The following is a 24,339-nucleotide window of genomic DNA, read 5'->3' on the forward strand; positions in this document are numbered from 1 at the left end:
CAACGTTGTTATAATTTTGCAAATCATATTCATGATGTAGCTGAGGCAGATATTTGGACGATGTCAGCAGAAAATTCACCGGCAAGCTAATTTAAATTAATCGATTATATCAGTTAATAGATTATAAAAGACGAGCATTGCTCGTCTTTTAGGCTATGGATAAAGCGCCTGTAGTGGGGTTACGTTATGCGTAGGATCGTAATCTAACGCTGCTGTTGTGGCATAAGCTGCATTCATTGTCGTATCGTAATGCACCTTATATTGAATGGCACTTCGGCGCAATATTTTGGATGCATCAATAGCTGCTCGTCCTGATGTGGTATTAAGGATATAACTATATTCCCCATTTTTTATATGATCGTGGATATTTGGTCGCCCTTCGTTTTCTTTTTTTACGATTTGGCATGATATATTTGCTTGTTGTAATACCTTTGCCGTGCCAATAGTGGCATCAATACTAAATCCATGAGCAATTAATCGATTAGCGACGCCTAATAGCCTTGTTTTATCTTGGTCACGCACAGATAGTAGCACTTTCCCTGATTTTTTCATATTTGATAAACTACCAAGTTGTGCTTTAGCAAAGGCTTCAGCAAAGGTTTTACCGATGCCCATAACTTCACCCGTTGAGCGCATTTCAGGTCCTAAGATAGGATCAACGCCACTAAATTTATTAAACGGTAATACCACTTCTTTTACTGAGTAATAAGGAGGGATTACTTCTTTAGTTACGTTTTGTTGTGCCAAGGTTGTTCCTACCATGACTCGTGCGGCGATTTTAGCGAGTGGTAAGCCAGTTGCTTTTGAGACAAAAGGGACAGTGCGAGCTGCTCGCAGGTTGATTTCGATTAAATAAATCTGGTTATCTTTAACAGCAAACTGTCCATTCATTAAGCCTTTCACATCAAGCTCAAGTGCTAACTGTTTAGCCTGTTGCCTGAGTTGGGCTAAAATCTCTGAGGTTAGTGTGTGTGTAGGTAATGAACAAGCTGAATCGCCAGAGTGGATCCCTGCTTGTTCAATATGTTCCATAATACCACCAATGACAATTTGTTCACCATCAGCAATCACATCAATATCTACTTCAATGGCATCATCTAAAAAGTGATCAAGTAGGACAGGGGCATTATTCGATTCACTTACCGCTGTTTTAAAATAATGCCGTAAATCTTGCTCATTATAGACAATTTCCATTGCCCGACCACCTAATACATAAGATGGCCTAACCACTAATGGGTAACCGACTTTTTCCGCTTTGGTGATAGCTTCATCAATATCGGTCACCGTTGCATTGGCTGGTTGTTTTAATTTCAATTTATCGACGACTTCTTGAAAACGCTGGCGATCTTCGGCTTTATCTATAGCATCGGGTGAAGTACCAATAATAGGTAGACCTGCCGCTTCAAGTGCACGGGCAAGCTTTAGTGGTGTTTGCCCTCCATATTGCACAATAACACCATTTGGCTTTTCAACATGCGCAATCTCAAGCACATCTTCAAGCGTAACTGGCTCAAAATAGAGGCGATCAGAAGTATCATAATCGGTTGACACGGTTTCTGGGTTACAGTTAACCATAATGGTTTCATAACCATCCTCACGCAGAGCTAATGCTGCATGCACACAGCAATAATCGAACTCAATACCTTGGCCAATTCGATTAGGACCACCACCTAATATCATGATTTTTTTACGACGAAATTGAGGCTTAGCTTCGCATTCCTGTTCATAGGTTGAGTACAGATAGGCCGTGTCGGTTGCAAATTCAGCAGCACAAGTATCAACACGTTTATAAACAGGATGGATATGGTATTGATGCCGTAAATGACGAACGGCTTGTTCGGTAGAGTTGATCAGTTTTGCAATACATAAATCAGAAAAACCTTTGCGTTTAAGTTGCCATAATTGTTCTTCATCTAACTTGTTAATTGTTTGTTGTTTTAATCGATTTTCTATTTGTACTAATTCTTCAATTTGGGCTAAGAACCAGCGATCAATATGCGTTAATAAAAAGATTTCATCAAGCGTTAAACCAGCTCGAAAAGCATCGGCAATATACCAAATACGATCGGCACCCGCTTCTTGGAGTTCATAACGAATTTTGGTGATATTTTTTTCATCAGTATAATTATCAATTTTAGGATCAAATCCTGAAGCGCCAACCTCAAGCCCTCGCAATGCTTTTTGTATTGATTCTTGGAAGGTACGCCCAATGGCCATCACTTCACCAACCGATTTCATTTGCGTGGTTAAACGATCATTACAACCAGCAAACTTTTCAAAATTAAAGCGTGGGATTTTAGTGACCACATAATCAATTGACGGTTCAAATGAGGCGGGGGTTTTACCCCCTGTAATATCATTCGATAATTCATCGAGTGTATAACCAACTGCCAATTTAGCAGCGATTTTAGCAATTGGAAAACCGGTAGCTTTAGAAGCTAACGCTGATGAACGTGATACTCTCGGATTCATCTCAATGACAATTAATCGCCCAGTGTTTGGATCAACGGAAAATTGTACATTGGAGCCACCGGTTTCAACGCCAATTTCACGCAGTACGGCAATTGATGCATTACGCATGATTTGATACTCTTTATCCGTCAAGGTTTGTGCCGGAGCCACCGTAATTGAATCACCTGTATGAATACCCATTGGATCGAAGTTTTCAATTGAGCAAACAATAATACAGTTATCATTTTTGTCTCGAACTACTTCCATTTCATATTCTTTCCAACCAATTAATGATTCATCAATAAGTAGTTCATTGGTTGGTGAAAGATCAAGTCCTCGGGTACAAATTTCATCAAATTCTTCTGTGTTATATGCAATTCCGCCCCCAGTTCCCCCCATGGTAAAGGACGGGCGAATAATGCAAGGAAAACCAACTTGCTCAAGAACGGCATAAGCTTCTTTAAGCGAATGCGCAATGCCTGAACGAGCGGTATCAAGGCCGATTTTTTTCATCGCCTCATCAAACCGTTTACGATCTTCGGCTTTATCGATAGCATCTGCTGTTGCACCTATCATTTCAACATTAAATTCTTTCAATACACCTTGTTTTTCAAGCTCTAATGCACAGTTTAACGCTGTTTGACCGCCCATGGTTGGTAAAATGGCGTCTGGCCTTTCTTGTTCAATAATCTTGCGAACGCATGTCCAATGAATTGGCTCGATATAAGTGGCATCGGCCATTTCAGGATCCGTCATGATAGTGGCTGGGTTGGAATTAACTAAAATAACGCGATAGCCTTCTTCACGTAGCGCCTTACAGGCTTGTGCTCCCGAATAATCAAATTCACATGCTTGACCAATAACAATTGGGCCTGCGCCAATAATTAATATACTGTTGATATCTGTTCGCTTCGCCATGCTTATTGCTCCTGCTTATAAATTTTGATTAATTCGATAAAATGGTCAAAAAGTGGTGCCGCATCATGCGGTCCCGGACTGGCTTCTGGGTGACCTTGAAAACTAAAAGCTGGTTTGTAATTGTGATGAATACCTTGCAGTGAACCATCAAATAGTGATTTATGAGTGGCTCTTAAATGAGCAGGTAAACTTGCTTCATCTACTGCAAAACCATGATTTTGAGCGGTGATCATAACCTGATTATTTTCAAGATTTTTAACGGGGTGATTTCCGCCATGGTGACCAAACTTCATTTTAATCGTTTTAGCGCCACATGCTAGTGCTAAAAGTTGATGACCTAAGCAGATACCAAAGATGGGAATGTCAGTATTTAAAAACTGCTTAATAGCCTCAATTGCATAACGGCAAGGGGCTGGATCACCTGGGCCATTAGATAAAAATATTCCATCTGGCTTTAATGCAAGGACTTGTTCTGCTGTCGTTTTGGCTGATACGACTGTTAATTTACAACCACGTTCAACTAACATGCGCAAAATATTGCGTTTTACGCCAAAGTCATAAGCAACAACATGGTATGGTAATTGTTTTTCTGGTATTGGATTAGGCTGTTGTTGTCTTGTCCATATGCCTTGAGTCCAAATATAACTTGTCAAACACGTCACTTCTTTAGCTAAATCAAGCCCACTTAATCCTTTAAAATTTATTGCCTGTTGTTTGGCTATTTCGGCTTTTTCAAGTAAGGTCTTTTTATCCGTTGCTGTTATAATAACACCATGCTGTGCTCCTTTTTCACGCAAAATACGCGTTAAGCGTCGCGTATCAATATCGGCGATGGCAATAACATTATGCTTTTTTAAATAGCTGGAAAGATCGAGTTCACTTCGGTAGTTGCTGGCTAATAATGGCAAATCACGAATAATCAATCCCTTTGCATAAATTTGGCTGGATTCGGCATCATCATCATTTGTTCCGACATTACCAATATGAGGATAGGTCAGTGTAACCAATTGTTCACAGTAAGAGGGATCGGTAAGGATTTCTTGGTAGCCAGTCATTGACGTATTAAAGACCACCTCACCAACAGTTTGTCCGTTAGCACCAATGGATTTACCAATAAATTGCGAACCGTCTTGCAACATAAGGAGGGCGTAAGTTTGCATGATTAAGCTACCTTTGATTAAACAACCAATAAATATGAATAAAAATTCAATTTAATTGTTTTTAATAATACAATATTTAATCATATTATTACACTTTTTTAAACAAAAAAAGCAATATTATAAAAAATAATCAAATGACAAAATCTAAAATTTTAGACAACTCAATGCTTAGAAATAATATCAAATAAATCTAGAAGGTTTAACTTGAAATTGCATAATTATTCAAATAAAATCTTAGCAAAATTTACCGCTTTTTAGGAGCTCAATATGTACGGTTTTTATCAACGCCATTTTTTACGTTTACTCGACTTTACTCCAGCAGAAATTAATCGATTGATTGAACTTGCTATCGAACTAAAAAAAGCCAAAAAACAAGGTAACGAAAAAAAACATTTAGTTGGTAAAAATATAGCCCTTATTTTCGAAAAAGATTCAACTCGTACTCGCTGTGCATTTGAAGTAGGTGCGTTTGATCAAGGAGCTCAAGTAACCTATTTAGGTCCCAGTGGTAGCCAAATTGGGCATAAAGAATCGATTGCAGATACCGCGCGCGTGCTAGGTCGAATGTATGATGGAATTGAATATCGTGGTTATGGTCAAGAAATTGTTGAAACCTTAGCAAAATATGCAGGTGTGCCAGTCTGGAATGGTTTAACAACCGAAGCACATCCAACGCAAATATTAGCCGATTTTATGACAATGCAAGAGCATATCGGTGATCGCCCATTAAACAGTATTAAATTTGCTTATTTAGGCGATGCACAAAATAACATGGGGAATTCATTAATGGAAGGTGCAGCATTAATGGGAATGGAAATTCGATTAGTTGCCCCAAAAGCTTGCCAACCTGAAGCTGACCTTGTGCAAAAGTGCCAAGATATCGCTAAAACAACAGGGGCAAAAATTATCTTAACTGAAGAGGTTGCCAAAGGCGTTAAAGATGTTGACTTTTTATACACGGACGTATGGGTGTCAATGGGCGAACCTAAAAATGTTTGGGATGAGCGAGTTAAGCTATTAACACCATATCAAGTAAATCAAAACGTGATTAAACTCACTGGTAACCCAAATGTCAAATTTATGCACTGCTTGCCTGCTTTTCATGATATGAATACCACGATTGGTAAACAAATAGCTGCGCAATATGGTTTAAACAATGGATTAGAAGTGACTGATAAAGTTTTTGAATCTAAACATAGCATCGTGTTTGATGAAGCGGAAAACCGCCTACATACGATCAAAGCGGTAATGGTTGCAACATTAACCAAAGACGAATAATATTGTCACAATTAATACAAAGGTGTTTTGTTAACATAAGCTCCTTTCTTTTTGCCGACTTAATGTCGGCATAATTTTATCTAAAAGAATATTGAATCATGACCAAACAAGAGCGAAACAAAAATTTTAAAAAATACCTAAAACTGACCAATCCCATTCATTTTTTAGCAGTAGGATTGGGTAGCGGCATGTCACCGATTATGCCGGGAACCATGGGTTCATTAATGGCTATCCCGTTATGGCTTTTGTTTTATGGTTTACAGCCAGCTTTATACTGGATATTTATTTTAGTGACTTTTATTTTTGGTTGTTTTATTTGCCAAAAAACATCGGATGATACCCATACTCACGATTCAGGGCACATTGTTTGGGATGAATTTGTCGGAATGTGGATCACGCTATTTTTTATTCCGCAACTTTCATTTATGTGGATTGCCATAGCTTTCGTGGCATTTAGAGTGTTTGACATGGCAAAACCTTGGCCAATTCGCTGGTTTGATAAACGTATCCCCGGTGGATTTGGCATTATGGTAGATGATGTAATTGCCGCTATCTTTTCCTCATTTACTGTTTATGCGATGACATTTATTCTTTAAGAGATGAAGCGTGATCCTCGCCAAAATATAAGACAAAACTCGCCACTATCAATATATGAGCTTGTTTGCTGGCAGATCGCTTTTCGACCGAGTAAATCATTACACCGAAGTATACCCCACCTTCACGAGGGGGGAATATCCGTGATGTCGGTCATCCAAACTAGGTTGAGTTCAACAGGATTAAACGGCCTATTTAATGTATTGGGCCGTACATCATGCGATAGACTAATGGTAAAAAAGATGAATATTATTGCTGATAATCAACAAAATAAAAACTTCAATAAAATCAATAGCTTTTCTGAATGATTTTTATCATGCTTAATTTATATTCTTTCTGATACATCATAGCCCTAGTTTCTAATATCGTACACTAAGCTTGGGGCAATTAGATGGGGTTTATGTCGCCAATAAGGCAAGGATCAATGATCTGATATTGACATACATATTTCTCTGAAATTTATTGACAACACAAGCTAAAACATCTTTTGTGACCATCCTAATTTGCTTGAAAGATTATTAAAATAATCATAATCCTTAGAGTGAATTAAATTAAACTCATACGAAGAACGGCGAATAATCACATCTTGTGTGGGTTTGACAGGCAAAATAATTTGGCTATCACAAGCAATATTAAGATCCAGTGCTGTCGTTGGGAATTTTAAGCGGATAGCATTATCACTTTTGATCACTAATGGTCTGACCGCTAATGAATGTGGAAACATTGGTGTAATAATTAATGCATCTAAATGAGGAGCTAAAATAGGACCTCCCGCCGATAGTGAATAAGCGGTAGAGCCGGTCGGTGTGGCAATAATTAACCCATCTGCTCGCTGTGAAAAGGCATTGCGTTCATTAATGTAGACATCATAGTCAATCATATGTGCAACAGTATTAGGAGTAACAACAATTTCGTTGACAGCAAAACTTGAGTTAATCAAGTTACCATTATCATAAATAGACACTTCTAACAAAAAGCGGGGATCATCCTCATATTTACCAGCAATAACAGGGCTTAATTGTTCAATCACTTGTTCATGAGAAATATCAGTTAAAAAACCGAGGTTACCGCGATTGACACCAATAACTTTGATTTTATAGTGCGATAGTCGCCTAGCTGAATGCAACATATTTCCATCTCCTCCGACAACAATAGCGAGATCGGCTTGCTCACCAATTGTTTCCAACGAAGCGTAGTGGCTAACAGAAAATTGAATGTGATCCGCTAAGCGATCTTCAACCAGCACACGAATACCAAGTTTAACAAGCCAATCATAAAGCACTTGATGAGTTTCTATTGCTTCTAATTTACGTGGAAGCCCAATTAAGCCAATACATTTAAATGGTGTATCCATAAAATATCCTTGTTATTTTTTACATAACCATCTGTATTTTTTGATAATAATTCAAAAAATCACATATCAATATGATGATAAGCTTGTAATCATAAAAATTGCCCCCATAATAACCGTTATTCACTAAGTTTTCGACTACATTATTTGGAGTACCCTATGACAGAGCAAGATAAAAATATGTCAGAAAATGAAACTAACATTGACACACCAGTAGAAGCAACAGCCGAGCAAGAAGCGCCGGCGCAACCAAATCTTGAAGAACAATTAAGTGCAAAAGATGCTCGTATTGCAGAGCTTGAACAAGCATTGCAATTAGCGAAAAAAAATGAAAGTGAAGCCATGATTCGTGCGCGAGCTGAAATTGATAATGTTCGTAAACGAGTCGAGCAAGATGTTGATAAAGCGCGTAAGTTTGCACTCGAAAAATTTTCTAACGAATTATTACCCGTTATTGATAATCTAGAACGCGCTTTAGAATCTACGGATAAAACCAATCCAGAACATAAAGCGACAGTTGAAGGATTAGAACTGACATTAAAATCATTCTTAGACACTGTCAAAAAATTTGGTATTGAAGTGATTAATACCGAAGATTCTCAATTAAACCCTGATATGCATCAAGCAATTAGCATGGTTGAATCACCTGAACATCAGTCAGGACAAATTGTTAATACCATTCAGAAAGGCTATACCTTAAATGGCCGTTTAATTCGCCCTGCAATGGTTATTGTCGCTAAATAGTTAAGCGTAATGAGTTTAACCGCCAAGTACTGGCGGTTAATTTTATTTACTGCGTTGCTCTTCTCGGGCAAGTTTTTTCATTTTTTGTTCGATTCGTTGGCGTTTTAATGGTGAAAGATAATCGACAAAAAGCTTACCTTTTAAGTGATCCATTTCGTGTTGAATACAAATAGCCAATAGATCATCAGCGTCAATTTCGTAAGGATTGCCATTACGATCAAGTGCTTTAATTTTAATCTTTTCAGCTCTTGGCACAAAACCACGGCAATCAGGTACCGATAGACAGCCTTCCTCAATACCTGTTTCACCTTCTTGGCTAATGACTTCTGGGTTGATAATCACATAAACGTGGCTTTTGTCTTCTGATACATCAATTACGATAATTTGTTCATGCACATCGACTTGGGTAGAAGCCAGGCCAATACCATTTTCGGCGTACATGGTTTCAATCATGTTGTCAATAATGGTTTGTAACTCTGGTGTAAATTTAGTAACAGGCTTAGCAACTTTGCGAAGTCGCTCATCAGGAAAACGTAATACTGGTAAAATAGCCATAAATTATTCGATCTACTCCTCAAATTTCGGGTTTATTCCATCTATTATTCATTGTAAACATTTATCATACTGATGAATAGCCCTTGTTGGCTATTGATAAAATATATCTTATCAATTCAAGATATGACGCCTGTTTAAGCTGTATATAAAAAAGGGTTATGATGAGTAAATATGAATTTTTATTACGAATTTCAATGCTTAGATATGGAAAACGAGCCATTTTTGAAAAAATTATGCAACTTTTTGCTAACGGTTTACCTAGTAGCATAAAAGATGTCTCTCTTCTATTAAATAAACTAGGATTATCAGACATTCAATTAGCACTTTTTTATGAAACATCATACCTACATTTTGAGCCAATACTTGAATGGTTAGATTCACCTTTTCCACCAAAATATCTTATTGCCTATTGCGATAATGATTATCCCTTACTGCTTAAGCAAATTGATTCTCCGCCTTTATTATTATTTGTTTTAGGTAATCGGCAGTTACTAGATTCTCCTCAATTGGCTATGGTGGGCAGTCGCGAATTTAGTGAATATGGAGCACAATGGGGACGATATTTTGCAAGCGAATTAGCTATTAATGGTTTAACCATAACCAGTGGTTTGGCGCTAGGGTTAGATGCAATTTGCCATCGTGGTGCGCTTGAAGTATCTGGCCCGACTATTGCAGTTCTAGGCAGTGGATTAGCAAAGGTTGCACCAAGATCAAATTTAAGCTTAGCCAATGATATTTTGGCACAAGACGGCGCCATTGTTTCTGAATTTCTACCATTTGAAAAAGCCAGATCAGTCTATTTCCCTCGTCGAAACCGAATTATTAGCGGATTAAGTTTAGGTACTTTTGTGATTGAAGCATCAGAAAAAAGTGGTTCACTAATTACGGCGCGCTATGCACTTGAGCAAAATCGCGATGTCTTTGCTTTACCTGGCGATATTGATAATGAAAACTGTAGTGGAACTCATTATTTAATTAAACAAGGCGCTTATTTGGTTTCTAAGCCTGCTGATATTTTAGAGCATTATTATAACTATTTATCAGTAGTAAATAACTCGCTTAATTCAATTAAAGAAGCGCCAAGTCATTCTATTTTGTATCCGGAAATTTTTGCTGTGATTCACCACCAACCTATTCCTATTGATATTATTGCCCAGCAAGTCAATTTACCGATTTCCGAAGTGACAACTAAATTATTAGATATGGAACTAGAGGGACTGATTAAAACGGTAACTGGCGGTTATATTCGTAATCGAATAATTTAGCATTAACAAAATCCTTGTTAAAAAACTTTAGAAAAGCGCGCATTTAAATATAAAACCCGCCGATAGGCTTCGGCGGTATAGGTTATTTTTTATTTATCTTCAATTTCGAGCGCAATTTCAGATAAAATAATACCAGTGTTATCAGCATAGATAAAATCACCAGAAAAGAAAGTTACGCCACCAAAGTTAACTCGAATATCGATTTCACCTATGCCTTGATCCTCAGCACCAACTGGAATTGCTGCCAGCGCTTGAATACCAATATCAGCTTCAGCCAAGTGATCAACTTGACGAACAGCGCCATAAACAATAATCCCTTCCCACTGATTTTGCACGGCAATATCGATTAGCTCTGCATCAATTAATGCACGACGAACAGAACCACCACCATCAATAACAAGAATTTTACCTGAACCGTCCGATTGTAAAATTTCGTATAGTAGCCCGTTATCTTCAAAACATTTAACTGTTACAGCTTGACCTGAAAATGATGTCACACCGCCAAAATTACTAAATATCGGTTCAACAACGTTAACGTCTTCTGGGTAATAATCGCAAAGAACTGAAGTATCAAACTCCATTATCAAGTCTCCTTTTGCTGTGGTATATAAGTTTATTTAGTATAACGCGAATACAAGTAAAACGATATTAAATTTAAATAAACGAGTGCTAATTCAAGATAATTCTCAAACAATAAAATAAATTAACCAATAAAGCAAGCCTAACTGCTTGTACTAATCTTGTACTAATAAAAAGTTATTAACGAACAATTTAAATCATCATAGCAATGTTTAATATCAATCGGTAAAGCTAATAACAATAAGCCACTGGATTTATATTTTATATCATTGATAATCTATTGATTATTATATTTTTCTAGATTTAGACGTTGAGTTTTTTAAAAATTTTCTTACTCGACCTTCTCGCAATGCTGCAATAAAAAAGCCAAGTGAACCGTATATAATCCCAAGCAACAAAATCATAAATACATTAAATAAATTATCTTTTAAGCTTAACCCCATTTGATTGACACCTGCTATCATATTGGTTGCCCAAGTTGATGGTAACATTTTAGAAACTATTTGTACCCCAAAAGGCATGGCATCAAGCGGCCAAATTGTACCCGATAAATAAAATACGGGGGTTGTCAAAAATGCGAGTGTCAAATAGATCATTTCGGTTTTACGTAAACATTCAGTCAGCAATTTACTGAGCCCTAAAACACCAAGCAATAATGGAAATGTCATGATTAAAATTTCTGGAATATTGGCGAGTTGTCGATAGCCAAGTGCCCAAGGCCATAAACCAAACAGAACAATGGATAAAAATAACCAGATCGGTATAAGACCACACAAGCTACCCAATATGATAATTTTAGGTGGTTTACCCTGCGGTAACGAGTTTAATGTAATATTAGTACGTGTTGAAGCAATTAAAAATGAGTGTTGCAATAACATTACTAATAAACCCGGAAAGGTAATAGCGGCAAAACTGACGCCAGGATTATAAAGTGGTTCAGTTTGACCATTTATTGGCGATAAAATAATATTGATCTGTTTATCTGAAAATCCACTATTACGCATTATTCGAGTATTATATTCAGTTAATATCTGTTGATAGATCCCTTTTATATCGACTTGTATTAAACCATTGGCTAAACGACTTGAAGCATCACCATATGCAGGTATTGTCACTTCTTCGCCATTTAATAACCGCTTTTCAAAATCTCTTGGAATAGTAAATACCGCAAACAGTTTATGATTATTAATATCATCATAAGCTTGTAGAGAGCTTTCATATATGATGGTCTCGATTTTAGAGCTAGTATTTAAAGAGCGAATTAAACCTCGACTTGTTGGTGTATGATCTTGATCGACGATGGCTACTGGCAAGCTGGTTATAGTTCCATTACTATAAACTAAACTCATCAATGAGACAGATAAGAGTAACAATAACCACCTTGGTCTCACTAACATAAGCAAAAATATTTTTACAAATGAAGACCAAAATATTTTAAGCATCTTGGTTTTTCCCCTTACTGTGAATGTAGTCGTCTTACTAGACGTTTTCTTACTAACACAGTAATAATTATTGGATAGATCATTAAAATACCACAGACTTTTAGCACTGAAAGATAGCTAGAGTGACGTAAAAACAGATCAAACAGTTTATTAAGTGCATAAGTTAATGGCTCTAAAGATGAAATGAATCTGGCAATCCATGGCATTGATAGTTCTGGCACAACAATGCCCGAATAAGTTAGCGCCAGCCCAACTAAAAGACCGATATAGGAATAAGCATCAATTGGCGTTTTTGTAAAAGTGTACAGCAAAATACCGATACTTTGCGCAGCAATAACATAAAAAAACACAACTATCATCATTGCAAAGGGTGATCCTGATACACGCGCATCAGAAAATAAAACCAGCATAGCAATTTCAAAAATAAGTAACATAGTAAACCAAATGGTATAAGGCGCTAATTTCCCTAAAACAAAAGGATAATTAGGGCGAGTTCGCTTTGGTAATTGTGCTAATAGATGAATCGTTATTGTGACAACAAACAGTTGTAGTAGATGCACAACAGCAGAAAATTGCTGAAAGTACATTGAGTTACCACTGGCATTAAACAATCCATCATAATTGAAGTTTACTTTTGCAAGCTTAGGTACTGGTATCCCAATACTAGTTGCCATTGTGCTACGGTATTGAGTATTTAATGCGGCAATAAGGCCAGAATAGTCCATAATAGAATACAAGCCCGCACTATAGTATAACGCATTGTAATATAGCATTGGAGTGGGCTGACGGCCAGCTAATACATCTGCTTCAAAATTAGGGGGAATATAAAAAATGGCGTAAATTTTTGCTTTTCGCAAATCGCGCTCGGCCTCTGAAAGCTGACTATCATAGTTAACAAGACTTGCATGTGCACCCGAATTAAGATTGCGCACAATTTCACGTGATAAAACACTGTTATCATGATCTATATAGCCAACAGGTAGATCAAATAGCACACCGCGGTGGAATATGCTACTGATTAATACAAAAATAATTAGTGGCAAAATCCACATTAGCCAATGGAAAGTAAATCGTTTAAAAATGGTGGGTATTTCAGCATTAAACGCTTGTTTAAAGCGATGCCAAAAATCCCCAATTAATTGTCTATTTTCCATAATGTGCTCATACCTGCACGTAAATTAGTAATAGGCTTTGTTGGATAAAGCCTAACTTCAAAGGTTTTTAAATCAAAATCACCAGTAGCTCGCGTTGCCCGTTTTGTTGCATAATCACCCATGGGCGCAATATAACGAACTTCAGCCTCAATTTTTTTATTGCCGAGTGCGGGCACTTCAAGCTTAACATGATCACCTTTATGAATATTGGGCATAATGTTTTCGCGAATATTAAATATAAAGTAAGCCTGTGGTAGCTGAATGACAGTTAACAGTGGGCTATTGGCATTAAATAACTCACCAACTTCAGCAGGTATCGAACCAACTTCACCTGCGACAGGTGCTTTTACTTGTAAATCATCATATTGAATTTGTAATTGTTTAAGTTGCTCTTGCGCCTCTTTTAATTTTGCATCGTAAATTTCACGTTGCTCAATGCGATCCCCATTTTGCGCTTGATCTAAATTAGCTTGTGCCGACAGAACTTGTTGAAAGGCTTCATCACGTATTTTTAATGCATTATCTAAGATTGATTGAGAAACATAACCCTTACTAAAAATAGCTTTATTGCGATCATACTCTTTAGTGGCATTAGCATAAGCAACTTTAGCTTGTTGAAGTAATGCTTGATAGTAGCGAATACTTTCTTCACGTGTGCCGTGCTTAGAAAGTGTAACTTGAGCTTGAGCTTGATCACATGCTGCTTGTGCGGCTTTAACTTGTGCTAATAACTCTGGGCTATCGAGCGTTATTAATATATCGTTTGGTTTTACATCATCGCCTCGATTAACATGGATAGCCTGCACCCGTCCTTTAGCTTTTGACGAAATACTAACATTAGGCGCATCAACCTCACCTTGTAAGATAAGCTGACTATTGTGTGAGCGAATTAAAATTGTCATTGAGATTAAAATAACAATTAACACAATCGTAATAAAAATTTTTTTATTCATAAATTTTGTATAGAGTGATAATGATTAGATAAGACCTAAACAATTAGGACGATGGTATGCATTACAGATTTTACATACTTAAATTGTAACGATTACTATATTATAGGTTATACCAAAAATGCTTTATTTCAACAACTAAAGCAGAATTTTTATTTTAAAAAATAAGAATATATTAACATTATGAATAGTCAATATGGCTATATTCTATTTAACTTTTAAATAAATTTTGATAATTATAAAACATCACTTTAATAGGTTTTATTTATAATTGATATTAGTTAAAAGAAATAGATAAAAACCTACTTATTTAGTATGATATTTTCAATTAATATACGATAAGGTTCGAAATTTATGAAAAAAATAATAATTATTGGTGGTGGAGCCGGTGGTTTAGAGCTAGCTACAGACCTTGGCGATAAACTAGGTAAAGACAAGCAAGCCGAAATTAGACTAATTGATAAAAACAGCTATCACTTGTGGAAGCCTTTATTACATGAATTTGCCACAGGTGTTTTGAACGAACAAGCTGATAAAATTGATTATGCTACACAAGGGCAACAACACAGCTTTCAATTTACGCAAGGTACATTTAAAGATCTTAACCGTGAAGAAAAACAAATTATTATTGAAGATTTAAACAACGAATCTATCGCTGTACCCTATGATATTTTAGTTGTAGCAATAGGAAGTACTTCAAACGATTTTGGCACACCTGGTGTTAAAGAGCATTGTATCTTTTTAGATGACCAAAATGCTGCAATTCGTTTACGTGAAACACTGATTGCCAAATTTGCTGGTTTTTGTTCAATTATTGATGAAAAACAAGAAAAAAATGAAGATAAAATTCGTATTGCTATTGTCGGTGGCGGTGCAACAGGTGTTGAATTAGCCTCTGAATTACCTCACATGGTTGAAACATTCGGCGCTTGTGGTCACAATAAAATGTGTTCAGATTTACTAGATGTATCCGTTATTGAAGCAACTGATCGTATTTTACCTGCCCTACCTGAAAAAACAGCATTAAGTATCACTGAAAATTTACAAAACCGTGGCATTCGCGTATTAACAAAAACCATGATCACTAAAGCGGAAAGTGATGGCTTTTATCCAAAAGAAGGCGATACCATTCATGCAGATATTATGATCTGGACTGCTGGGGTAAAAGCACCTGATTATTTAAAAGATATTTCTGGATTAGAATCAAGTCGTTCTAATCAGCTTGTAGTAAAACCAACATTACAAACAACACGTGATGATAATATTTTTGTTATTGGTGATTGTGCTTACGCAATGCAAGACAGCGGGCGAGCCGCTCCCGCTACCGCACAAGCCGCACATCAAATGGCAAAAGTTTGTTATGAAAACATTGTTAACATGTTAAATAATAAATCCATGAAATCATTCAGTTATACAGATAATGGAACAATTATTTCTTTGCATGATACCGCTCAAGGTGTGGTTAAAATTGCTGGAAAAGGAGAAATGAGCGTTAAAGGCTTTTTTGCTTTAACGATCCATCGCCTATTGTACCGCATGCATCAAGCAAGCTTATTGGGTATATTCAAAACAATTCGATTCGCTAAAACCAGTAAAGAAACGTATAAAAATAAATTTGCATCTATCTTTACTCATCAAGACTAGTTTCCCATTTAAATAGCTACTTACAAAACACTATTTTATAAGTGGCTATTTTATTTTATAATTTATAGCATTATTTACAGCTAAAAGTAAATTTAATGCGTTTTGTTATATTGTTTATGCTGTCTTTAGCTAGCTTTATTAGTATTGCTAGTTATAAACCTCAAGATGGGGATATTATTTTTCAATCCTCACAATCAAGACAAAGCCTGGCAGTTGAACAAGCTACAAACTCTCCATACAGTCATATGGGAATTATTTTTATTAAAAATAATGGTAAGCCATATGTTTTTGAAGCTGCTAATAAAGTCGTTTATACACCACTAAATAGTTGGATTGCACGTGGTAAAAATAAAAACTACATCATAAAACGTTTAAAAAATCACAATCTATCCCATAGCGAAATTGCTAAATTAAAGCAAGTCGCAAGTAGTTTTGAAGGCAAACCTTATGATATCTGGTTTGGTTGGGACAATAATTATATCTATTGTTCTGAATTAATCTGGAAAATTTATGATAAGGCTTTGAAATTGAAAATTGGTCAATTACAAACTATCAAAGATTTTAATCTTTCATCACCTGTCGTGAAGAAAAAATTAAAAGAGCGTTATGGAAACAAAATTCCTTATCAAGAAACGGTTATTTCACCAGTTTCTATTTTTAATTCCCCCTTACTGACAACAGTTGACAAACAATGGTAAATTAAAATACGGCTAAACGCTTAACTGGTGCAAAACTTTTACGATATAAATAATTAATACCATGTTCTTTTATTGCCGCTAAATGCGCTTTAGTTGGATAACCTTTATGCTTAGCAAGACCATATTGTGGATACAACTTATCAAGCTCAACCATTTCACGATCACGAGTAACTTTAGCCAAAATTGAAGCAGCACTAATCTCTGCTACCAATAAATCGCCCTTAATAACCGCTTGGCTTTGAATACCAAAATCAGGACAACGATTACCATCAACTAATACAAAATTGGGTTTAATAGGTAACCCAGATACAGCACGTTGCATTGCTAGCATAGTGGCATGTAATATATTTAATTTATCGATTTCATCCACTGAAGCGCGGGCAATATTCCACGCTAAAGCATCTTGTTTGATTATGTCAAACAGTTGTTCGCGCTTTTTTTCAGTCAATTTTTTAGAGTCTGTTAAGCCTTTAATTGGCTTGTTTGGATCTAAAATAACAGCAGCAGTAACAACATCGCCACAAAGTGGACCGCGTCCGACTTCATCAACACCAGCAATCAGTGTTGCATTTGGATAAGTAAAATCTAACAACTATGTGGATCCTCTAATTACATCAATTACCGCTTGTGCTGCTTGTTCATCGGCATTACAACGAATTTGATTATGTAAAGATAAAAAGGTTTCCTTCAATATACTATTGTCGCTTTCTAAAAAAGAAATAATATGATTAGTAATATTTTCAGGTGTGCAATCTTGCTGTAATAGCTCTGGCACAATCGCTTTACCCGCTAAAATATTAGGTAAAGAAACATAAGGTGTTTTAATTAATTTTTTAGCGAGCCAAAATGTGAAAGGCTTCATCTTATAGCCAACTACCATCGGACATTTAGCTAACATACATTCTAGTGCTACTGTGCCTGATGCTAAAATTGCAGCATTACTGGCAATCATTGCTTCACGGGCATGACCATCTAATAATTGTACATCAAGTGTTGGTGCTATTTCGGCTTTAATTTGTTCAAACTCTTGTCGTCTTTTCGCATTGACTAGTGGCACAACAATATGTAGATCAGGATAGCGCTTACGCAAGAGTATTGCCGCTTTTAAAAAAGGTGCTGATAATAATGCAACTTCAGCATGACGACTACCAGGTAATAAAGCTATACAACGACTATTAAGCGGAATACCTAATTGTTGGCGCATAGCGTGTTGATTTGGGTTAAGTGCAATGTCATCCGCCATTTTGTGACCGATAAAACGGCAAGGTACATCAAATTTATCATAAAACGCTTTTTCAAATGGCAAAAAAGCTAAAATAAGATTGGTATTGCGTTTAATTTTGAAAACACGTTTTTGTTTCCAAGCCCAAACCGAAGGGCTAACGTAATGAATGGTTTTTATACCTGCTTGCTTTAATTTACCTTCTAAAGAAAGGTTAAAATCAGGCGCGTCAATACCAATAAATATATCAGGTTTAAGCTGAATTAAGCGTTGAGTGATATCTCGACGGATTGATAAAATACGACGTAAACGCCCCAATACTTCAACAATTCCCATAACTGACAATTCATCCATTTCATACCAAGCTTGGCAACCTTCGGCTTGCATTTGAGGGCCAGCAATACCAACAAATTCAATATTGGGGTGATGTTTTTTCAGCGCACGAATCAATCCTGCGCCAAGAATATCACCAGAGGTTTCTCCAGCAACTAGAGCAATAGTTAACGGTTTATTGACCATTAACGGATGATGCCTCGCGTTGAACGAGTAAAGAAGTCAATAAAAAGTTGGACTTCAGGCTGTTGTTTTGCAGCAGCTTCAATTTGAACTTTAGCTTCTTCTAACGTTAGACCATTTCGATAAAGAGTTTTATAGCAGTTGCGAATCGCTTGTAAAGCTTCTTTGCTAAACCCTCTACGTTTTAAGCCTTCGTAATTTACGCCATGAGGTGTTGCATGATTACCTTGAGCAATAACATAAGGTGGAACGTCTTGCGCAACGCCTGAACAACCACCAACCATCACATGCGATCCAATAACACAAAATTGGTGTACTGCGGTCATACCGCCAATAATCACATGATCACCTAATTGAACATGCCCACCTAAAGTAGCGTTATTTGCTAAAATACAGTGATCACCAATATAACAATCGTGTGCAACATGAGCATTAATCATCAATAAATTATCACTACCGATGCGAGTCAAATTGCCACCTTGAATGGTAGCACGGTGAATGGTTACGCTTTCGCGGATCATATTGCGATCACCAATTTCAGTACGCGTTGGCTCTCCACGATATTTTAAATCTTGGTTTACTTCACCAATTGAGACAAATTGATAAATTTGGTTATCTTTACCAATTTTGGTGTGACCATTGATGACAACGTGCGATTTTAAAAAGGTTCCGTCACCAATTTCAACATTTTCACCAATAAAACAAAAAGGACCAATTTTGACGTTATCGCCGATTTTAGCACCTTTTTCAATGACTGAACTTGGGTGTATTTCTGTTGCCATAGTATTTCCTTAAAACAATTTGGAATATGTAAAATACCAAATGTTATTTACGAGCACACATCATTTCGGCTTCGCAAACTAACTTACCATCAACAGTTGCAACACCATGGAATAGCGCAATACCACGACGCTCTTTAATATACTCAACATCAAGTACAAGCTGATCACCAGGTACAACAGGACGTTTAAAACGTGCTTTGTCAATTGAAGCGAAATAATAAAGTTGCCCAGGGGACAGCTCTTCAATGCTTTTAAATGCCAAAATACCCGTTGCTTGTGCCATGGCTTCTAAAATTAATACGCCAGGGAAAATCGGTTTGTTTGGGAAGTGTCCTTGAAAGAATGGCTCATTCACCGTCACATTTTTTATCGCTTTTAATGTTTTACCTTTTTCATAACTAATCACGCGATCAACCATTAAAAATGGGTAACGATGGGGTAATAAACTGATGATCTCTTCAATATCAAGGGCATTAAGTTCGGTAGTCAAAATAGCTATCCTTATACATTATTTACTCTAAATTCTATACATTATAACTGAGGATACCGCTTTCACTCAAGGATGATTTAAATTGCGAAATATTGTCTGCCCTAATTTGTTATCAACATATTAATACAGATTTATAAAATAAATGATCCACAAGCACTATATTATCCTATACCAAATCATATATAATAATTAAAATAATCAACTAAAAAGTTTATAACTTGGAGAAGTATAATGAAATCATTGATTAAAATGACCTTAGTAAGTGGCGCCATTGTTTTAGCATTATCGGGATGTGATGATAAAAAAACATCTGAATCGAATACTGAAACAACGGAAAGCAAAGTCACTCTTTCAACTGATGCACAAAAAGAAGCTTATGCTTTAGGTTCATCATTCGCAACCTATATGAAATCAAATTTGGAACAAAATGAAATTAAGCCTGATCAAGAATATTTAATCAGTGGTTTCAATGAAACATTCCGTGATGCATCGCAACTTTCAAAAGATGATGTTAAAACTATTTTAGATGCGTTTGGTAAACGTATTCAAGAAGAAAGTAAAGCCCGTTTTGAAAAAGAAAAAGCAGATAATACAGCTGCTGGCAATAAATTTCGTGAAGAATTTGCTAAACAAGATGGCGTTAAAAAAACCAAATCTGGATTGCTTTATCAAATCATTAAAGAGGGTTCAGAGAGCCATCCAACAGCTGAAGATACAGTTATTGTTCATTATGCAGGGACATTAACTGATGGGCGTAAATTTGATAGCTCTTATGATCGAGGTGAGCCAGCAACATTCCCACTTAACGGCGTAATTAAAGGTTGGACAGAAGGCATTCAATTAATTGGCGTTGGCGGTAAAATTAAACTAGTGGTTCCACCTGAATTAGCTTATGGAGATCAAAGTTTCCCTAGTCAAAATGATAAAGCCTCTATTCAACCTGCTTCAACCTTGGTTTTTGAAGTTGAATTATTGGGCATTGATAATGGTAATGCCAAGGATCAAAATTCACAAGAAACTAACTCACAGAAAGCAAAATAATTTTGTGAACTCATTAAACTATACACTTGTTGTTTTGGGTCCTGCTTATGGGACCCAATCTGCTTATTGCGCTTACCAATTTGCGCATACATTGCTGACAAAAACTTCTCATTCAATTAAAAATATCTTTTTTTATGCTGATGGCATATATAATGCTAATCATTATACCGATCCAGCTAATGATGAGTTTAATTTAGTTGTAGCATGGCAACAGTTAGCAAAGAAATATTCATTAACATTAGCTGTGTGTGTCGCAGCAGCGCAAAGACGTGGTGTTACTGAGGGTAATCTTGCTGAACATTTTGAATTAACAGGGCTTGGTGAACTGAGTGAATCAATTGCTATGTCAGATCGTACGGTTCAATTTTGATTTAAGGTCGTTAGAATGAAAAAAGTGGCAATTATTATTAGCTCACCACCGCATGGAAATGCTAAAGGGCGAGAAGCGCTCGATGTAGCTTTAGCTGTATCAGCCATCAATCATGTTTCGGTTTTTTTCATAAATGATGGGGTATTGCATTTATTGCCTAATCAACAACCTAATCAAATTTTAATGCGTGATTATATTGCTACACTTAATATGCTTGAACTTTATGATATCGAAGATGTTTATGTATGCGAATCTTCATTAGAAGCACGAAATTTAGCAAATGCCACATTAAATATTCCTAATAAAGTGCTTGATGCGCTATCTATAAGTCAACTACTTTCTATTCAAGATGTCATCTTACGGTTTTGATTTTATAGTGAAAAGTATATATTTCCTGAAACTTCTTTACAAATATAATATTCAACAATAAAACTAATCTGATTTTTATTAGCTATATTTTTATACGATATAAATTCATGTAGTATAAATAATCCACCCTATCTTTCAGCAAAGCTGATTAATAAGATGGATTACCATGTTAAGTCGATTTAATCGAATAAGTTTTATTTTAACTTAATTAGACTAGCTTTTTCATCCCGTCGGCAATTTTTTCAGCTTGCGTTCCAACGACAATTTGTACGCCCGTTTTACCTAATTTAATAACTGCCATTGCTCCTAGTGCTTTGGCTGCTGGTTCATCAATTAGATCAGAATCATTTACACCTAAACGCAAACGTGTAATACAAGAATCAATATTAGTTAGGTTTTCTTTACCACCTACAATTGCTAAATATTGCTCGGCAAGTTTAGAAATATCGCCAACAGCTTGCTTTTGCTGAACATTTTCGGTTGATGAAACAGTAGTATCATCGTCTTCACGACCTGGTGTTTTAAGGTTAAATTTAACAATAACAAAGCGGAATACCACATAATAAACAACAAAGAACACTAATCCTTGAAGAATTAACATATACCAGTGAACAGCAAGCGGATTACGACTTGAAAGTAGCATATCCACTAAACCAGCACTAAAACCAAATCCTGCAATCCATTGCATTGCAGCAGCAATATAAAGTGAGATACCAGCCAAAACAGCGTGTACAAAATAAAGCATAGGTGCAACAAACATAAAGGCAAATTCTAACGGCTCGGTAACGCCTGTAAAAAATGCAGCAAATGAAGCAGCTAACATGATTGATGCCGTTTTATCTTTATTACCTTTTTTAGCTGTATGATACATAGCTAACGCTGCACCAGGCAAGCCGAACATCATAACAGGGAAAAATCCTGCCTGATAACGGCCAGTAATACCTACTGTTGCTAACCCACTTTCAATAGATTTTTGTCCACCTAGGAAGTTTGGAATATCATTAATTCCAGCCACATCAAACCAAAATACTGAGTTTAAAGCATGGTGTAAACCAACCGGAATAAGTAAGCGGTTGAAGAACCCATAAATACCTGCACCAACAGCGCCTAATTCTTTAATATATTTACCAAAAGCGACCAGTGCATCATAGATAGTCGGCCAAACAAAAAATAAAATAGCTGAAATTAATAGCATAACAACTGAAACAATAATAGGTACAAGCCTTTTACCACTGAAGAAAGATAATGCTCTATGTAATTCAACTTGGCTAAAACGATTATAAAGTTCCGCAGCAATAATACCGACAAGTATACCAATAAATTGGTTATTTATTTTTTTATATGCCGCTGGAACTTGAGCATCCCACCCATCTAAACTGGTGTCAATGCCATTAAATAAGGCAATAGAATTTGGAGAAAGTAAGGTTGTAACAACTAAAAAACCAACCAAACCAGACAAGGCAGCCGCACCATCTTTATCTTTAGACATGCCGTAAGCAACACCAATAGCAAAAAGTATTGGCATATTTTCAATAATTGCACCACCAGATTTAATTAAAAAAGCGGCGAAAATATTGTTTTGCCCCCAACCATTGGGATCAATCCAATAGCCAATCCCGAGGAGTATTGCCGCAGCCGGCAGAACGGCAACAGGCACCATCAGTGAGCGCCCGATACGTTGCATATAAGCTAAAATTCCCATAAGTGTTACCTCATATTTGTTGAAATGGTACTTAAAGAAGTATGTGTAATTATATATTTTTAAGTAAAAACAGCTTGGTTATTATATTTCATCTTATATTATTTTACTTCGCAAATTAATTATTGCTTTTTTGTGACTAAAATCACTATATTTTTTGATTTATTGTCTTAATATAGTAAAATATATTCAACATTTTTTACTTAAAAAAAAAAGAGTTTATTTAATTATATCAAAAGAGGTGATATCTCATGAGACTTATTCCTTTAGAAAATGCACAAGAAGTCGGCGCTTGGGTTGCAGAGCGTATTGTTAATAAAATTAACCAATTTAAACCAACAGCTGAGCGCCCTTTTTTGCTAGGTTTACCAACAGGAAGTTCACCATTAGTTATGTATCAACAACTCATCAAACAGTATAAAGCCGGAAATGTTAGCTTTAAACATGTTGTTACATTTAATATGGATGAATACGTAGGACTTCCAGAAGATCACCCGCAAAGTTATCATACTTTTATGTATGAAAATTTTTTCAACCATATTGATATTGACAAAAATAACATCCATATACTAAACGGTAATGCACCTGATATTGATGAAGAATGCCGTCAATACGAAGCGAAAATTAAAGCTTATGGCAAAATTAATATTTTTGTCGGTGGCGTTGGCCAAGATGGACACATTGCCTTTAATGAACCAGGATCTTCACTTTGTTCTCGTACGCGTATTAAAACATTAACTGAAGACACACGCATTGCTAACTCTCGCTTTTTTGATAATGATGTCAATCAAGTGCCAAAACATGCATTAACTATTGGAGTTGCAACTTTAATGGATGCACAAGAAGTGATTTTGTTAGTTTGCGGTCATAACAAAAGCTTAGCGCTGCAAGCAGGTGTTGAAGGTAGTGTTAACCATCTTTGGACCGTAACTGCACTACAAATGCACCCTGCATCAATTATTGTTTGTGATGAACCAAGTACTGATGATCTTAAAGTGAAAACCTTAAAATATTTTAAACAGATGGAAACTGATAATCTTAAAGTAACCATTTTATAAAGGATAAAC

General features: G+C 36.1%; 23 protein-coding genes. 10 read left to right on the top strand and 13 right to left on the bottom strand.

The window, feature by feature from the left end:
* Positions 1–153 precede the first annotated feature (153 nt).
* Together carB and carA are read right to left on the bottom strand one after the other, a co-directional pair.
* The gene (carB, locus tag A9G42_RS03475) at positions 154–3,369 is read right to left on the bottom strand and encodes a carbamoyl-phosphate synthase large subunit (RefSeq protein ID WP_065652670.1); all 3,216 of its coding nucleotides are present in this window, start codon (positions 3,367–3,369) and stop codon (positions 154–156) included.
* 2 nt (positions 3,370–3,371) lie between these two features.
* Positions 3,372–4,529, bottom strand: coding sequence for a glutamine-hydrolyzing carbamoyl-phosphate synthase small subunit (carA, locus tag A9G42_RS03480; protein ID WP_065652671.1), 1,158 nt, complete (start codon positions 4,527–4,529; stop codon positions 3,372–3,374).
* Between the two features lie 267 nt (positions 4,530–4,796).
* Here carA and argF point away from each other — a divergent pair, with 267 nt between their 5' ends.
* A complete protein-coding gene (gene argF, locus A9G42_RS03485; protein WP_065652672.1) occupies positions 4,797–5,807 on the top strand; it encodes an ornithine carbamoyltransferase in 1,011 nt (336 codons plus the stop codon).
* A gap of 98 nt (positions 5,808–5,905) precedes the next feature.
* Positions 5,906–6,403, top strand: coding sequence for a phosphatidylglycerophosphatase A family protein (locus A9G42_RS03490; RefSeq protein ID WP_065588335.1), 498 nt, complete (start codon positions 5,906–5,908; stop codon positions 6,401–6,403).
* Between the two features lie 473 nt (positions 6,404–6,876).
* On the opposite strand, the gene nadK is transcribed toward A9G42_RS03490, so the two are convergent.
* A complete protein-coding gene (nadK, locus tag A9G42_RS03495) occupies positions 6,877–7,755 on the bottom strand; it encodes an NAD(+) kinase (RefSeq protein WP_065652673.1) in 879 nt (292 codons plus the stop codon).
* 156 nt (positions 7,756–7,911) lie between these two features.
* Here nadK and grpE point away from each other — a divergent pair, with 156 nt between their 5' ends.
* A complete protein-coding gene (gene grpE / locus A9G42_RS03500) occupies positions 7,912–8,496 on the top strand; it encodes a nucleotide exchange factor GrpE (RefSeq protein WP_065642485.1) in 585 nt (194 codons plus the stop codon).
* 42 nt (positions 8,497–8,538) lie between these two features.
* On the opposite strand, the gene def is transcribed toward grpE, so the two are convergent.
* Positions 8,539–9,051 carry a peptide deformylase gene (gene def, locus A9G42_RS03505; protein WP_065568264.1) on the bottom strand — a complete coding sequence of 171 codons (513 nt, stop codon included), beginning with the start codon at positions 9,049–9,051 and terminating at the stop codon, positions 8,539–8,541.
* Positions 9,052–9,212: 161 nt separating this feature from the next.
* Here def and dprA point away from each other — a divergent pair, with 161 nt between their 5' ends.
* Complete coding sequence (gene dprA / locus A9G42_RS03510; protein WP_065652674.1) at positions 9,213–10,316, top strand: DNA-processing protein DprA; 1,104 nt, start codon at positions 9,213–9,215, stop codon at positions 10,314–10,316.
* An 89-nt stretch (positions 10,317–10,405) separates the two neighbouring features.
* Here the strand turns inward: dprA and rraA are convergent, their stop codons facing one another.
* The 4 genes from rraA to A9G42_RS03530 form a co-directional block, all read right to left on the bottom strand.
* Positions 10,406–10,897: a ribonuclease E activity regulator RraA gene (rraA, locus tag A9G42_RS03515; RefSeq protein WP_065568263.1), complete on the bottom strand. Its 492-nt coding sequence runs from the start codon at positions 10,895–10,897 to the stop codon at positions 10,406–10,408.
* Positions 10,898–11,182: 285 nt separating this feature from the next.
* Complete coding sequence (locus A9G42_RS03520) at positions 11,183–12,337, bottom strand: ABC transporter permease (protein WP_065652675.1); 1,155 nt, start codon at positions 12,335–12,337, stop codon at positions 11,183–11,185.
* A gap of 14 nt (positions 12,338–12,351) precedes the next feature.
* Positions 12,352–13,491, bottom strand: coding sequence for an ABC transporter permease (locus tag A9G42_RS03525; protein ID WP_065652676.1), 1,140 nt, complete (start codon positions 13,489–13,491; stop codon positions 12,352–12,354).
* On the bottom strand, positions 13,473–14,444 hold the full coding sequence (locus A9G42_RS03530) for an HlyD family secretion protein (protein ID WP_065568260.1): 972 nt from the start codon (positions 14,442–14,444) through the stop codon (positions 13,473–13,475). The genes A9G42_RS03525 and A9G42_RS03530 overlap by 19 nt, the downstream gene beginning before the upstream one ends.
* A gap of 351 nt (positions 14,445–14,795) precedes the next feature.
* Here A9G42_RS03530 and A9G42_RS03535 point away from each other — a divergent pair, with 351 nt between their 5' ends.
* Positions 14,796–16,085 carry an NAD(P)/FAD-dependent oxidoreductase gene (locus A9G42_RS03535; RefSeq protein ID WP_065652677.1) on the top strand — a complete coding sequence of 430 codons (1,290 nt, stop codon included), beginning with the start codon at positions 14,796–14,798 and terminating at the stop codon, positions 16,083–16,085.
* 95 nt (positions 16,086–16,180) lie between these two features.
* Positions 16,181–16,783: a YiiX family permuted papain-like enzyme gene (locus A9G42_RS03540; RefSeq protein ID WP_065568258.1), complete on the top strand. Its 603-nt coding sequence runs from the start codon at positions 16,181–16,183 to the stop codon at positions 16,781–16,783.
* 1 nt (position 16,784) lies between these two features.
* Here A9G42_RS03540 and rnhB read toward each other — a convergent pair whose 3' ends face one another.
* Genes rnhB through fabZ form a run of 4 tightly spaced genes read right to left on the bottom strand, consistent with a single transcriptional unit; the run spans position 16,785 to position 19,793 of the window.
* Positions 16,785–17,375 carry a ribonuclease HII gene (rnhB, locus tag A9G42_RS03545; RefSeq protein WP_065652678.1) on the bottom strand — a complete coding sequence of 197 codons (591 nt, stop codon included), beginning with the start codon at positions 17,373–17,375 and terminating at the stop codon, positions 16,785–16,787.
* On the bottom strand, positions 17,376–18,524 hold the full coding sequence (gene lpxB, locus A9G42_RS03550) for a lipid-A-disaccharide synthase (RefSeq protein ID WP_065579839.1): 1,149 nt from the start codon (positions 18,522–18,524) through the stop codon (positions 17,376–17,378). It lies immediately after the preceding gene.
* Positions 18,524–19,303: an acyl-ACP--UDP-N-acetylglucosamine O-acyltransferase gene (gene lpxA / locus A9G42_RS03555; protein ID WP_065652679.1), complete on the bottom strand. Its 780-nt coding sequence runs from the start codon at positions 19,301–19,303 to the stop codon at positions 18,524–18,526. Before lpxA ends, lpxB begins: the two co-directional genes overlap by 1 nt.
* Before the next feature lie 43 nt (positions 19,304–19,346).
* The gene (gene fabZ, locus A9G42_RS03560; protein WP_065568254.1) at positions 19,347–19,793 is read right to left on the bottom strand and encodes a 3-hydroxyacyl-ACP dehydratase FabZ; all 447 of its coding nucleotides are present in this window, start codon (positions 19,791–19,793) and stop codon (positions 19,347–19,349) included.
* A gap of 231 nt (positions 19,794–20,024) precedes the next feature.
* On the opposite strand from fabZ, the gene fkpA reads away from it, so the two are divergent.
* Genes fkpA through tusC form a run of 3 tightly spaced genes read left to right on the top strand, consistent with a single transcriptional unit; the run spans position 20,025 to position 21,573 of the window.
* The gene (gene fkpA / locus A9G42_RS03565) at positions 20,025–20,834 is read left to right on the top strand and encodes an FKBP-type peptidyl-prolyl cis-trans isomerase (RefSeq protein WP_065652680.1); all 810 of its coding nucleotides are present in this window, start codon (positions 20,025–20,027) and stop codon (positions 20,832–20,834) included.
* A gap of 4 nt (positions 20,835–20,838) precedes the next feature.
* Entirely contained in the window at positions 20,839–21,204 is a 366-nt protein-coding gene (tusD, locus tag A9G42_RS03570; RefSeq protein WP_065581523.1) for a sulfurtransferase complex subunit TusD, read from the top strand.
* A gap of 15 nt (positions 21,205–21,219) precedes the next feature.
* Entirely contained in the window at positions 21,220–21,573 is a 354-nt protein-coding gene (tusC, locus tag A9G42_RS03575; RefSeq protein ID WP_065587855.1) for a sulfurtransferase complex subunit TusC, read from the top strand.
* A gap of 208 nt (positions 21,574–21,781) precedes the next feature.
* Here the strand turns inward: tusC and nagE are convergent, their stop codons facing one another.
* Positions 21,782–23,275: an N-acetylglucosamine-specific PTS transporter subunit IIBC gene (gene nagE, locus A9G42_RS03580; protein WP_065642481.1), complete on the bottom strand. Its 1,494-nt coding sequence runs from the start codon at positions 23,273–23,275 to the stop codon at positions 21,782–21,784.
* A gap of 248 nt (positions 23,276–23,523) precedes the next feature.
* Between nagE and nagB the strand changes: the two genes are divergently transcribed.
* The gene (nagB, locus tag A9G42_RS03585) at positions 23,524–24,330 is read left to right on the top strand and encodes a glucosamine-6-phosphate deaminase (protein ID WP_065568249.1); all 807 of its coding nucleotides are present in this window, start codon (positions 23,524–23,526) and stop codon (positions 24,328–24,330) included.
* Positions 24,331–24,339: the final 9 nt, after the last annotated feature.

This window comes from Gilliamella sp. Nev6-6 (assembly GCF_001690605.1).
GTDB classification, from domain to species: Bacteria; Pseudomonadota; Gammaproteobacteria; order Enterobacterales; family Orbaceae; genus Gilliamella; species Gilliamella apicola_C.

Excerpts from the sequence above, each read along its gene's own strand:
- nadK (WP_065652673.1), bottom strand. The coding sequence starts at position 7,755 with ATGGATACACCATTTAAATGTATTGGCTTAATTGGGCTTCCACGTAAA.
- A9G42_RS03525 (WP_065652676.1), bottom strand. The coding sequence starts at position 13,491 with ATGGAAAATAGACAATTAATTGGGGATTTTTGGCATCGCTTTAAACAA.
- fkpA (WP_065652680.1), top strand. The coding sequence starts at position 20,025 with ATGAAATCATTGATTAAAATGACCTTAGTAAGTGGCGCCATTGTTTTA.
- carB (WP_065652670.1), bottom strand. The coding sequence starts at position 3,369 with ATGGCGAAGCGAACAGATATCAACAGTATATTAATTATTGGCGCAGGC.
- tusC (WP_065587855.1), top strand. The coding sequence starts at position 21,220 with ATGAAAAAAGTGGCAATTATTATTAGCTCACCACCGCATGGAAATGCT.
- lpxB (WP_065579839.1), bottom strand. The coding sequence starts at position 18,524 with ATGGTCAATAAACCGTTAACTATTGCTCTAGTTGCTGGAGAAACCTCT.
- carA (WP_065652671.1), bottom strand. The coding sequence starts at position 4,529 with ATGCAAACTTACGCCCTCCTTATGTTGCAAGACGGTTCGCAATTTATT.
- grpE (WP_065642485.1), top strand. The coding sequence starts at position 7,912 with ATGACAGAGCAAGATAAAAATATGTCAGAAAATGAAACTAACATTGAC.
- nagB (WP_065568249.1), top strand. The coding sequence starts at position 23,524 with ATGAGACTTATTCCTTTAGAAAATGCACAAGAAGTCGGCGCTTGGGTT.
- argF (WP_065652672.1), top strand. The coding sequence starts at position 4,797 with ATGTACGGTTTTTATCAACGCCATTTTTTACGTTTACTCGACTTTACT.
- lpxA (WP_065652679.1), bottom strand. The coding sequence starts at position 19,303 with ATGGCAACAGAAATACACCCAAGTTCAGTCATTGAAAAAGGTGCTAAA.
- A9G42_RS03520 (WP_065652675.1), bottom strand. The coding sequence starts at position 12,337 with ATGCTTAAAATATTTTGGTCTTCATTTGTAAAAATATTTTTGCTTATG.
- A9G42_RS03540 (WP_065568258.1), top strand. The coding sequence starts at position 16,181 with ATGCGTTTTGTTATATTGTTTATGCTGTCTTTAGCTAGCTTTATTAGT.
- dprA (WP_065652674.1), top strand. The coding sequence starts at position 9,213 with ATGAGTAAATATGAATTTTTATTACGAATTTCAATGCTTAGATATGGA.
- A9G42_RS03530 (WP_065568260.1), bottom strand. The coding sequence starts at position 14,444 with ATGAATAAAAAAATTTTTATTACGATTGTGTTAATTGTTATTTTAATC.
- def (WP_065568264.1), bottom strand. The coding sequence starts at position 9,051 with ATGGCTATTTTACCAGTATTACGTTTTCCTGATGAGCGACTTCGCAAA.
- rraA (WP_065568263.1), bottom strand. The coding sequence starts at position 10,897 with ATGGAGTTTGATACTTCAGTTCTTTGCGATTATTACCCAGAAGACGTT.
- A9G42_RS03490 (WP_065588335.1), top strand. The coding sequence starts at position 5,906 with ATGACCAAACAAGAGCGAAACAAAAATTTTAAAAAATACCTAAAACTG.
- nagE (WP_065642481.1), bottom strand. The coding sequence starts at position 23,275 with ATGGGAATTTTAGCTTATATGCAACGTATCGGGCGCTCACTGATGGTG.
- A9G42_RS03535 (WP_065652677.1), top strand. The coding sequence starts at position 14,796 with ATGAAAAAAATAATAATTATTGGTGGTGGAGCCGGTGGTTTAGAGCTA.